The 12,538-nt window shown below is 53.0% G+C and carries 9 protein-coding genes; 7 read left to right on the forward strand and 2 right to left on the reverse strand.

What is annotated here, in order from left to right:
- Positions 1–134: 134 nt before the first annotated feature.
- Together HGO37_RS14045 and HGO37_RS14050 are read left to right on the forward strand one after the other, a co-directional pair.
- Positions 135–878, forward strand: coding sequence for a hypothetical protein (locus HGO37_RS14045; protein WP_250983840.1), 744 nt, complete (start codon positions 135–137; stop codon positions 876–878).
- A 45-nt stretch (positions 879–923) separates the two neighbouring features.
- On the forward strand, positions 924–1,556 hold the full coding sequence (locus HGO37_RS14050) for an SH3 domain-containing protein (protein ID WP_250983841.1): 633 nt from the start codon (positions 924–926) through the stop codon (positions 1,554–1,556).
- Between the two features lie 656 nt (positions 1,557–2,212).
- Here HGO37_RS14050 and HGO37_RS14055 read toward each other — a convergent pair.
- Complete coding sequence (locus tag HGO37_RS14055) at positions 2,213–4,588, reverse strand: hypothetical protein (protein ID WP_250983842.1); 2,376 nt, start codon at positions 4,586–4,588, stop codon at positions 2,213–2,215.
- A gap of 98 nt (positions 4,589–4,686) precedes the next feature.
- Complete coding sequence (locus HGO37_RS14060; RefSeq protein WP_250983843.1) at positions 4,687–5,166, reverse strand: hypothetical protein; 480 nt, start codon at positions 5,164–5,166, stop codon at positions 4,687–4,689.
- Positions 5,167–5,412: 246 nt separating this feature from the next.
- Here HGO37_RS14060 and HGO37_RS14065 point away from each other — a divergent pair, with 246 nt between their 5' ends.
- Genes HGO37_RS14065 through HGO37_RS14085 form a run of 5 tightly spaced genes read left to right on the forward strand, consistent with a single transcriptional unit; the run spans position 5,413 to position 12,525 of the window.
- On the forward strand, positions 5,413–6,354 hold the full coding sequence (locus tag HGO37_RS14065; protein ID WP_250983844.1) for a HamA C-terminal domain-containing protein: 942 nt from the start codon (positions 5,413–5,415) through the stop codon (positions 6,352–6,354).
- Positions 6,354–8,960, forward strand: a complete 2,607-nt coding sequence (locus HGO37_RS14070; protein ID WP_250983845.1) for a DEAD/DEAH box helicase — start codon at positions 6,354–6,356, stop codon at positions 8,958–8,960. Before HGO37_RS14065 ends, HGO37_RS14070 begins: the two co-directional genes overlap by 1 nt.
- Positions 8,961–9,698 carry a DCL family protein gene (locus tag HGO37_RS14075; RefSeq protein WP_250983846.1) on the forward strand — a complete coding sequence of 246 codons (738 nt, stop codon included), beginning with the start codon at positions 8,961–8,963 and terminating at the stop codon, positions 9,696–9,698. It abuts the gene before it with no gap.
- A 59-nt stretch (positions 9,699–9,757) separates the two neighbouring features.
- Positions 9,758–11,389, forward strand: coding sequence for an ATP-dependent nuclease (locus HGO37_RS14080; protein WP_250983847.1), 1,632 nt, complete (start codon positions 9,758–9,760; stop codon positions 11,387–11,389).
- Between the two features lie 14 nt (positions 11,390–11,403).
- Positions 11,404–12,525, forward strand: a complete 1,122-nt coding sequence (locus tag HGO37_RS14085; RefSeq protein WP_352230573.1) for a UvrD-helicase domain-containing protein — start codon at positions 11,404–11,406, stop codon at positions 12,523–12,525.
- The last annotated feature ends 13 nt before the right edge of the window (positions 12,526–12,538 follow it).

Genomic DNA, 12,538 nt, shown 5'->3' on the forward strand with positions numbered 1-12,538 from the left:
TGGATGTAAGCGCGCTCCTTATCACAATCCGGGCAATCCCTGCGCCCACCGCTCCACCAGAGCCCGAGACAGTTTTTACGGTTCCTGATCTCAAGATATCAGGCGCCGGCTACTCCGCCCGTTCTGAGAAAACTGTGACCCTCTGGGCTGGTGTAATTGCAGTGGCTATTGGCGCCTATCTCGCGCTCGATATCAATGGTTTCTGGGGTTCCGCGCTCATTGTCGGGTCATCAATTATGACGGCTCGCTCACTGAGCCTGAAACCACGATTTAGAACAGAGTATGAGCAGGCACATCGCACATGGCGCGACCAAAGAAGTGCATGGATTGAGCAGGCCGGACCTGATGCGTTCGAGCGGAAAAAACAACATTATCTGTCGCTTGCACATGCCCATTCGGGCCTGCCTGCAAAAGAGCGACAGAAACTCGATGAACTTGAGCAGAAAAAGCGTCAGCTTCAGTTCATCAATCACATGAAAGCCCAACAGATCGATCGCGCTAAAATCGCTGGGGTTGGGCCAGGTCGCAAGGCAACTCTCGCATCTCATGGTGTGAAGACCGCATTCGACGTCCAAAACAAATCGATGACTGGTATCTCTGGTTTTGGTCCGTCACTAGTTGGCGAGATGGATGTCTGGGCGAGGACCGTCGCAAAGGCCTTTGTTTTTGACCCGTCTATGCCGTCTGATCCAAAAATCATTCAGGCAATAAAAGCTGAAATCGAAAGGCGACGTGGCGAGATCGAACGTGACCTGGCAAAAGCGCCGGAAGAACTGCATCGACTTGCCGACGCAGCCAATGCCATCAGGAACGCGCCACTCGCGTCGATGACAGAGGCATATCGTCGGGTCAAGCAAGTCGAATTGGATATGGGGTAACGAACGATGTCAGTCCCCTATCAAAACTTCTGCATCATTGTGGGCATGACTGTCGGTGCGATCGTTCTGGCGAACATGTCAGCGAAACCGAAAGTAACCCGTGAGACGTATGCCCCTTCCGCCTCCGGAACAAGCAGGCTAGGTTCAACATCGTCGAACTCGCAACCCGGAGGCTTGGCATCGGATAATGGGCAACCCAGTTCTACATCGTCCGCCGCCCGACAAGAACTGCCGGCTGAAAAATCGAACCCAGCTTCAAGCAACACACCGCAGCGAGTTTACCGCAATATCGACGACGACCTAAAAGCAGCTTTCGATATCGCTGTTCGCGAAGCCTCAACGCGAAGTCTGAATGTCGTCCCGACTGAAGATGACTCCGTTGATATCGGCAAGTCCCCTGTCCAACCTCTCGTCTCCAGGGAGATCAAACCTTCTCCAAGTGTTGCTGCAATACCGTCGGAGCCACAAGCCGGAAACTCACTCGGTTCTAAACTCGCGAGAACGACAACCAACCTGAACATGCGTAGCGGGCCGGGCCCGAAGTTTCCGCTGTTACAAACACTGGCCACCAATGTGCCGGTGTCATCTCTCGAAGAACAGGCAGGCTGGGCGCGAATTCGCCTCATCGAAACCGGTCAGGAAGGATGGGTGAATTCAACCTTCCTTCGCAACGAATAGCCGAAACTCCATTTCCAAGAACAGCCCACCTTTAAGAGATGTTATGCCTAGCAAAATCCTTTGGAAGATTTACGCCATCTTCAGCGCCATGTTCCTAACAGTTGGTACTTTTGTCCTGTTTTTCAGCGATATTTGGGATTGTATACTAATGTCGCCATACTTCTTGATCACCGCTGTCGTATGGCTTTATGCGTTCGATTTACCTTGGAAGCTACAACTGAATAAGCGGATCGCCTGTGGCGTTCTTCTGACATTCTCACTAGTCGACACCGTATGGATGCTAGTCGAGACTTACGTCAGCGAACCGTTCGAAATGCCCCTCCTAATAGTGTACGTACCGTTAGTTTTGTTTTTTTCCTTGGATGCCACCGCCATGTATCGATACGGGATAGTGAAAGAAACCTCCGCACACCTCACCCGAGCATCGTGACGGACTTTTGATCCGATTAAAGTCCAACAAACGTACACTTAAGAACGGTTTTCGTACAAGCCGGCCTCTTCCTGAAGGATAGCTCGCATTGCCTCATACTGTGCACCGCCTCTGTGAGAATTAATGATCAAAAAGGAAGTGACCTCGGGTCCACCAAGCGTACGAAAACAGTCGCAAGACCGCATCACCTCGACCATTTTAAAATCCGGTCGTAGACAGTTGATCCCTACCCTTCGGTACGAAGCCGCGATTTGATAGTGGTCCACACCCGCACAGCTTTTTTTCCCGCAGCTTCTGCTGCCGAAGGTTCGGTTCCAAGTATCTCCAAGAGGCCCATCAGTTCCGCCTCGACAGCTAGTGGATGAACTTTCGCAGAATCCATTGCCGAAAGGCATGCCCTTGCTTTCGCTGGCTGGCTAAGCGTTGGTATCAGCGCCTCAAGATCGTAGACAACTTCTCCGAGAGAGATGATGTCATCAGCAAATCGAGCGTCAATCCAATCGTTGATCTCGGACCGCGTTTTAGGAACAGAGCTCTTCTTCTCGCGAAGCATGGTAAGTTTGGATCGGACAGCTCGCAGGACAGCAATCCTGAATTTCTCAGTTGAGGCATTGAGCTCAGCATGCCATTCAGCCGACAGCAATCGTGTCGCCTGTTGCTTCGTCCACCCAGCACCCGCCAAAGCGCCAACACCTCCTACACCTCCAAGGACAAGCGCCCCGGCCGGCCCAAACATCATTAGACCCAAAGTTTTACCCGATAATGCCCCCATCGCCGAAAGACCACCTTTGACGCCAGCATCCATCACCATTGAAAATGGTAGATCAGACAGCGGCACACGACCACGCCAGACGCGATGAAGAATACGAGCCGAGGAAACGGCCATGGCGAAGTAAGGGACATTCAAGTCGCCGATTGCTTCGGCTGCCTCAAGCGAGGTGACCATAATCAGATCAGCAATCTCTCGATCGAAACCGTCGACATAAAATACGAACCTTGCCCATTCCGCACCGCTTTCGATTACTGCCTGCGCCAACTCGGAATTCGCGTACACCGGCATGTCAGGGTATTTGGAAAAGTGCTTTTTCAGTCCGTCAATGCTTTGCAAGCATTTCACCTGGAATGGCATGCCATCAACGAGCAGATCGAAGCCTGGATTATTAGATGCGTCGGGGAAACTGACGACGTGACCAACCTCTGTCAAACGCGCGGCGACCAGCTGTTCTGAGACATAACCACGTAAATTATTCTCCGCACCATTTGCTGCGGCCGACGTCATGGAACCAATATGCTCAGCAAATGCGGAAAACTGAAAGATGTCTCCAATATCTTCGGAACGCGAAAAATCTGCAGCACCGAGGACCATCGGATCGATGGATACCGCATTGTAGAGAATGTCACCTGCCGACAGACCCGCCACCACCGCGATTTCGCCAGCCTCTCCACGGTTTCTTGAAAGAACACCTTCGAGCAGAGCACCTCTCCGATCGGAATTAAGTCCTGTTACACATAGGTTTCCTTGTGCATTAGATAGGCCGCCGGATATTGTATTGGCGATAGCCGTCGTGCGAGAGGTGATTTCCGCTCCTACATCTACCGGCAGCTGTGTCAGGTCAGATGCTGTCGCACCCCTGAAATCGTTCAAAGTAATCGCCAGACCATCACGCTCTGCCGACAAACCCCGCAAAGATAGTTGCACGCAGATAGTGGCCGCAAGCTTTGCCGCTCTCCCGCCACTCACGTGACGATTTGCAAAGTAGCCAATGCTGAGAACAGCAGGAATACTAAAGACAGGGTTTGCCAGCATGAAAAGCGTAGAGACGACAGCAGGACCGCTCATGAATGGGATGAATGCAGATGCTTGCGCTGCCAAAATATAGGCGCTGAATCCTGCCAGATTGACACCGACTCCAATCGAAAATGCTGTAGTGCCGGTTGCCAAAAGGGTCAATGCGGCCCTGTCCCTAGATTGCAAGGCATCACGCATGGCATTGTCGCGGAGTTCTGGCGGCAAGCTATGGATATGATCGCGAATACGTTCGGCTATTTCGCTTTGACTTTGTGCTGAAAGTTCGCCCGCTGTGGTGGCGTCAGCTATAGCCTTGGCAATGAGTTGGGCCTGCTCGGTAACTAGTGTAGCAAAATCGTGATGTGAGCGACCTCCAATAGACTTTACCGTCTGCCACGCCTTCTGAAGCGATAACGGGACGTTTTCTCCGTTGTCGTATTCAATGGGTGCAGCCATAATGGAAGCAGCTTTGATCGACGCCGCAGAAGCGATCGAGTTCGCCATCTTTGTAGACAGAGGAAGTGTATTGGCGAGGTTCAACGCCTCCGCCATTCTTATCCAAAGACGAATACGCAGTGCACGATCTGAAATCGTCGACGCGAATAGACTGTCCGCTACTGCGCCTAGACGTTTTGCGAACGCATTGATGTCGGCTGCACTGCTGCTTTTTTTGAAGCGCGCAGCAACGTCGATTGCTCGATCAATTGACATCGACAACAGGGTCGTCGCTTCAAAATTAGCAATCAGATTGCAGAGCTCGCGCCGTTCAAGAGCGCCAAGCCCTGCAAATATCGTCCAAGGCGGTACGTACACTTTTTCCTACTTTGTTTGGCGTCGGTCTTCTTGGCTAAGTCGGAACATGTGCCATGTACGCACCGGGCTTACGTTTCACAGGCGGGTCAACGACGGCCTTAGTGAGGTGTGACAGTAATCAATCGCTCGTCAATTGCGGGACCCTTGAAGTGGGTATAGGTGAGATTAACCCCGTCTCCCTCGATTGTGACCGGTGATGTCCCGCGAAATGCCGCTAAAATCTCCTGCACTTTAGTCGGCGCGTAACGGGAAGAGAGTGCCATCACCCAGGCCTCCGCTACACCCTTGTCTGTATGGACACCGTAGCCAGTGTCACGCGTCCAATCGTTCCACATGATTTTTACGTTCTCGACGCTGTTACCGTCATCGGTGGCATTGATGAATACCTTCATCACTTCCGCACCGGGGAAAATACAACCCCACAAGTCGGGCAGCCCGGGGGTTCTCGTCACATTCGGCGTCGGGCACTTAATCGCCTGAGAAACAGCTTTGGTTTCTGCGTCAAAGTGGCTGAAATCCGCAGTAAACGCTGGCGGTGCAGACATCAGAATAACAGATATGAGAATTGCATATTTCATCAAAGGAACTCCTGGTCCCGACTTCTACGGCATAGATATCAACGCTCGTCTCGAAGTTTCGTGGTCGTTGAATGGATCGATGATCGTCAAGTTGTTGACGCGCTTAAAGACAGTTCAGGGTAAACGCAGTGTAGCCGTGAGCTTGCAATTCTTAAGGATCGTAGTGCTCATTCAGCTCCTTAGACTTGCAGTACGGCAGTTTCGTTCGCAATATAGTTGCAATTGATTCTTTGGGAATGCGGCGACATGGCAGAAATCACCGGTGCAGAACTCGACGCAATTTTGTCGGGCGATCCGGACGAGTTGGGTGTGCACTTACATCTTGTCGAACGTGATATCATTATCGATGGCCACAAGGTCACAGTTTATTGCCATTGCTTAACGACCGATGGCAACGGCAAGATCAAGGTCAAGCGCCTCGCTGAATTCATGCGCCACGCCGCAGCTGATTATGCCATTCCCCGTACGCGCATAGAAGAAGCGAGGCAGCGGGATGCCAAGTTCCGCTCCACATCGGCCATTGCAGCTCTTCATGAAAAAGCAAGGGCTGTATTCACCGACCTCGCCAAGACCGGTGAGGGCGGGGAAATGCTTCTGTTCCTTCTAGCGGAACGTTTCTTGGGCATCCCACATGTTCTTTGTAAGATGGACCTCAAGACCGACAGTCGTATGCACTATCACGGTGCAGACGGCGTCTACGCATCCGTATCCGACGACGGTAAGTTGAAACTTTTCTGGGGCGAGTCCAAAGTCTACAAGGATCCGACCGATGCGATCCGGGACTGCCTCAGCTCACTGGCGCCGTTTCTAATCGAAGAAGATCATCTCGATTCATCCCGGGAGCGAGATTTAGTGCTTTTGAGCGACAAGGCAGATCTTGGCGATCCGAAATTGTCGGCAGCTTTCCGCCGTTTCTTCGACACGAGCTCGCCCATGTCGAACAGGGTTGAATATTGCGGCATAGCATTGGTCGGCTTCGATGCTGAGTTCTATCCTGCCGATGATGGACAGGGTGCGTTGGACGATATGGTGGCTGCCGCGAAGAAAGGACTTGAAGGATGGTCCGCATCAGTTGGTCGAAGGCTGACCGAGGAGAAGCTTCAGCATTTTGATATCCATTTCCTCTGCTTGCCGCTTCCTTCCGTTGATAAATTCAGAGAAGCGTTCCTCGACGCGATGGGGCGTTAATGTCTGAGGTAGAACTTCAGGATTGGCTTTACGACACATCATTGCGGGTCGAGTTGCAGCAACTCGGCATGGTCACCACACTTCTGGAACTAGACAACGTTGCCCAGGAGCCCACCTTAGCGGAAATCGTGTTCGATTGGCCGCGCCTCCTCTTTGGTGCGAGTATCCTTGCACGTTCAAAGAAGCGGCTGCATCGCGAGGCAAGTCTGCGTATAGCTACCGGCGCGATGCTGCTACCTACATCAGACCCAGTTCGCGATGCAGCCGCAGTACTATTCGACAAGCTTTCAAATCACCGTTCGGTGGTGCTTGCCGAGAAGCGCGGGCGGTTAAAGCCCGGTCTGGAAGCGCGGCTGGGCGTCGCACTTCGGATCGAGGACCAGCGCAAGCAACTCGAGAATTCCATCCTGCTGGAAGCGACGGGTGAGCGCCTTCCGGTCAACGAGTTTCAGCTCGAATTTTGGCGTGCTGCTGGTCAGGAGCGGGCATGGCTATCCGCGTCGGCTCCTACTGCATCCGGCAAGACCTTCCTCGTATTGAAATGGCTCGTCGATTGCATCGCGACAGAAAAGATTCAGCGGGCAGTCTATCTCGCGCCGACTCGCGCACTGGTCTCGGAGATCGAAGCGTCGCTGGCGGAGGTCGCCGCGCAATCCGGGCTCGACATCGAGATTTCGTCGCTTCCCTCCGCACAGAAATATGCTGCTGCGGAGAAATCCGGCAAGCGATGTGTGTTTGTCTTCACTCAAGAGCGATTACATCTGCTGGCCAACCTTTTGCACGAGCGTGTCGATATTGATCTCGTCGTCGTGGACGAGGCGCACAAGATTGGTGATCCTCAGCGCGGCGTCATCCTTCAAGACGCCATAGAGAGGCTTCTCCGATCAAGCCCCAATATGCGGGTGACTTTCGTAAGCCCGGCAACGCAAAATCCTGAAGTGCTGCTCGACGACGCGCCTGAGACGACTCCGACCATACCCATTGATAGCGACGTGGCGACCGTCTTGCAAAACATCGTAGTCGCGCACCAGGTCCCGGCAAAGCCCATCAAATGGGCGCTGAAGTTCCGGCACAATGAGGATTATTTGCCTCTCGGGACGCTGACGCTCGCGAGCAAGCCGGGTTCGTTGTCGAAAAGGCTTGCCTTCATTGCCGCAGCGATCGGTAAGCGGGGCGGCACATTGGTTTACACCAATGGTGCAGCAGAGGCCGAACATGTCGCTGAGCTCATCAGTCAGTTGCTGCCGAAAGCGAAAGAGACCGACCAAGAATTGGCCGACCTTTCCGACTTGGCCCGGAAATGTGTGCATAGAAGCTATAGCCTCGGCCCATTGGTGGAGGCCGGGGTCGCATTCCATTACGGAAACATGCCCTCACTGATCCGTCTTGAAGTTGAGCGCCTGTTCAAAACCGGAAAGCTGAAATTCCTCGTTTGTACGTCCACGCTCATTGAGGGGGTTAATCTCTCCTGCAGGACGATCGTAGTTCGCGGACCCCGCAAGGGAAAGAAGACGCCTATGGAGCCGCAGGACTTCTGGAACCTTGCCGGCAGAGCGGGCAGATGGGGCGATGAATTTCAGGGCAATATCATCTGCATCGACGCGTCGGACGAAAAAGCCTGGCCGTCGGGTGTTCCCCAACGTACCCGATATCCTATCCGGAGAGAAACCGACACTGCGCTGTCGAAACTCGATGAACTGACTGCCTACATAGAACGGCGCCCCTTGGGCGTTGACATCGATCCTGATCAGGTCCGAGCCTTTGAGCAGGTGAGCGCCTATCTTACGACAGCTTATGTCCGCGACCGGTCTCTGACGGCCGCGCCATGGGCAAAACGCCAGTCTTCTGCAAACTTGCAACGGCTCGAGCAGGCGCTTGCGAAAGCGACAGATGGCCTTGACCTCGCTGCCGATATCGGTGCTAGAAATCCCGGGGTCAGCTTGATTGGGCTGCAAAGCCTGCTGGTGTATTTTCGGGCATATGAAGGATCACCGGACGATCTGCTGGCTGCACCTTCGGAAAGCGACGATGCATATCATCGTTTTTCCAACATGATGGAACGGATCAATGAGAATGTCCTGAATGTCTTTGTGCCGAAGACCTTGATCCCGCTTCATGCGCTAACTGTACTGCAATGGCTCAAGGGCTTTTCCCTGCCGACGATTATTCGCAAGCGGCTGGATTACCTCCAACGGCGTGACGGTGAGGTCGATACGGCCGGTGTCATACGAAGCACGCTTGAAATGATCGAAGGCACGGCCCGCTTTCTGGCACCGCGTTATTTCTCGGCCTATGTCGATGTGCTGAACCAGCACTTGAAGGCTATAGGCCGGGAAGATCTTATCGACCAAGACCTCGATATCGGCGTTGCACTGGAATTCGGCGTCAGCACTGTGACTTTGCGTTCCTTGATGGAGCTGGGCATGTCGCGCATAGGCGCGGTGGCTCTATATGAGATTGTCGCTTTGGATCAGTTGGACGAGGCAGCCTGCATCCAATGGGTCGTTGATCGACGCGACCGGCTGGATGGCCTCGGTCTCCCTTCCATCGTGGTCCGCGAAATCCGTGAAAAAGTGCTGACCAGGGCGGTATTGGAGGAGGAGTAGATGACAAAACCCGTAGAGCTTACGAACGGTCAGGTATTCAAAAGCAAGAAAGCTGCCGAACAGCATTTTCGGGAAATGCTGGCACGCTATAACGACGAAGATCACATATCGGACTATCGGGACCACAGCGATCTCTCGGCGCTGCTTGAACGATTTGATTTGCTCGTTTCCAATGGCCCGTCGAAGATAGGGGCCGGCATAAAGCGGTTTGAGCGACGGTTGAATAAGGGCGATGGGTGGTCGAGCCCTGGGTTCTGGGTCATTCGTATCGACGACACTCCCACAGATTTCAGTTACGTGCAGGCAGTCGCAGGCCGTCCCAAGAGCGACGCAGAAGAATTCTCTGTGGCATGCCACAATGCGGTGTCACGTGACTTGTTAGCGATGAAGCAGAGGCAATTTGACCATTTCGCGGGGCCGGACGGCTTGATCGCGTGCGACATTACAGGGAATCTCGTTGGATATCCCGAGGCGCAACTCAGTCACGCGTATCCGCCCTTTGGTATGATTGTGAAGGAGTTTCGTGATCTCAAAGGATGGGTAGAGGTCCTTCCACCAGGGACGCTCACGGCTTCCGCCGATGCTCAGATTTCAACTCACTTTGCCGATAAAGCCATAGCCCAAGAGTTTCTTGATTTCCATCATGATCGGGCTGTCCTCAGGATCATCGGCAAGGATCGACCACCAATCAGCTTATCCTCGCTACCAATCGTGAAGAGACCGCTACGTTTCCGATAGCTGTTTTGCGAGAGGTAGGCGAACAAGCTATGGTTGCTTGGCGCGAAATGGGAGGAGCAATGTATATAGAGAAGGTCAAAATCAAGAATTTTAAGTGCTTCGAAGGCTGGTTCGAGGTCGATCTCAATCAGGGGGTCAACATCATCGTCGGCAACAACGAAGCGGGCAAATCCACGCTACTTGAAGCGATCCATTTATGCCTGACAGGCGTGTTGAACGGGAAATATCTTCGCAACGAACTATCGCCATATCTCTTCAATCGCAAGATCGAGAAGGAATACCTTGAAAGTATCGGGACGAAAAATCCGCTCCAGCCGCCGGACATACAGATCGAGCTATATCTTGCGGGCGATAAGGAGTTGCTTGAGAATCTGCGTGGGAACAAAAATTCGGAAAAGAACGACAAGCTGTCCGGCCTTCTTTTCACGATCGAGTTCGATACAAAATATGATGGTCCCTATACCGAACTGCTGAAGACCAAGGAGATCAATTCTATCCCGCTGGAATTCTACCAGGTCCAGTGGTTCGAATTCTCCCGTCAGGCCGCGACCGCGCGGACCGTGCCTCTCAAGTCCGCACTGATCGATTCGACAAGCACTAGGGTGCAGAGCGGCTCGGACATGTATATCTCGCGCATCGTAAGGGAATTCCTCGACGAGAAGGAACGAGTAGCAGTCTCGCAGGCACATCGAAAACTGAAAGATGCGTTCAAAAAAGACGGTCACGTGGACGCGATCAACAAACGGTTGGCAGAGGCGGCCAAGATCAGCCGCAAGAATGTCAGCATCTCGGTCGATATGTCGTCCCACAATGCTTGGGAAAACAGCCTCATGACCTACATCGACGATGTCCCGTTTCACTATATCGGCAAGGGCGAGCAATGCATCGTCAAGACCAGGCTCGCGCTAAGCAGCAAGAAGAACCGCGAAGCGACCGTCCTGTTGATCGAAGAGCCGGAAAATCATCTCTCACACTCCAAGCTCAACCAGCTCATCACTGACATCAGCAAGGATAATAGCGGCAAGCAGGTCATCATCACCACCCACAGCAGCTTTGTTGCGAACAAGCTGGGGCTGGACCACCTGATACTTCTACGTGATGCGCGCGTGACCCGTATCAAGGCGCTGAAGGCCAGCGATTTCTTCCACAAGCTTCCCGGTTACGACACGCTGCGTCTAGTGTTGGCGAAGAAATCGATCCTGGTCGAAGGGGATTGCGACGAGCTGATCATACAGCGTGCCTATATGGACGCAAATAACGGGAAACTGCCGATTGATGACGAGATCGATGTGATCTCGGTGGGCACGGCATTCCTCCGCTTTCTTGAGCTGGCAAAGGCACTCAAGATTCCCGTCGTGGTCGCTACGGATAATGATGGTCGTATCGATAAGCTGGAAAAGAAATATGCAGATTACGAGGGCATCGACCACATAAAGATCTGCTACGATCCCGAGATCGATACAGGCGACCTGATGATCGGTGACAAGGCTTTCAATTACAATACGCTCGAGCCCAAGCTGTTAAAAGCCAACAGCATTAAGCTATTCAATACGCTGTTCGGCACGGATCATACGCTCGACAATCTTCATAAATACATGTTGAACAAAAAGACCGAATGCGCGCTGAAGATCTTTTCCTCCGATACTAAGATCACCTACCCGCAATATATCTTTGACGCGATCGCCAAATGACGGGGCATAACAAGTTGGTGATTGCTGGCGCGGGATCGGGAAAAACCACATACCTCGTCAAGCAGGCGCTCGCTGTTGCAGCGAAGCGCGTCCTCATCACCACCTATACGGAATCGAACGAAGAAGAGATCCGCCGGAAATTTTTCGAACTCCATGGTTCGGTCCCAGGGAATGTGCACATTCAGACCTGGTTCAGCCTGTTGATAGAGCATGGCATCAAGCCATTTCAGGGTAGGCTCTTTGAGTGGGATGTCGCCGGCATACTACTGGATTCAAAACGGTCGGGATTGCGCTACAAAAGCGCAAGAGGCTTCCCCGTCTACTGGGGAGAGAGTGACTTTCAGCGCCACTATTTTGATCGCCGCAATCGTGTCTATTCCGACAAACTGGCAAAGCTTGTGATCCGGTGCAACAAAGAATCCGCCGGCGCGGTGTTCGAGCGGTTCTCACGGATCTACCCGTACATTTTTGTGGACGAAGTGCAGGATCTTGCTGGCTACGATCTCGATATCCTGGTGGCCTTGTTGAAAACGCCCTCCCATGTTGTGCTCGTGGGTGATCCGAGGCAGGTGACGTACCTCACCCATCTGGAAGCACGCCACGAAAAATACCGGAACGGCGGAATCGAAGACTTCATTCGCGAGAAACTGCCTAAAAAGGTTTCCTGCGATATCGATGCGACATGCCTTGCCACATCGCATCGCAACAGTGCCGCTATATGTTCCTTATCCTCCAAACTCTATCCTGCCATGGCGGCGACCGCAGCATGCGAGTGCGACCATTGCCGTCAGCCGGTCCCTGATGATGCCGGACTTTACATTGTCAGGCGCGACGACCTGCCTCGTTACCTCGCGACCGGCAATCCGGTTCAGCTGCGATGGAGTTCCAACATCAAGGTCGTAGCGCAGGATCTACCGACGCTCACGTTTGGCCGTTCCAAAGGCCTCGGTTTCGACCGGGTCATTATCTATCCCACGGAAAAGATGATGGCATGGCTGGAAGATCCAAAGGGCCAATTGGAAGGAGAGGCGCGTGCCAAACTGTACGTAGCTTTGACGCGTGCACGGCATGTCGTTGCTGTCGTCCATGATCTTCCGGAAGGCAAGGCAGTTCCCGGATTTTCACTATTCCAGTAGAGGAAGTTCGGAA

Source organism: Rhizobium sp. CG4, from assembly GCF_023701965.1.
Taxonomy (GTDB): Bacteria; Pseudomonadota; Alphaproteobacteria; order Rhizobiales; family Rhizobiaceae; genus Agrobacterium.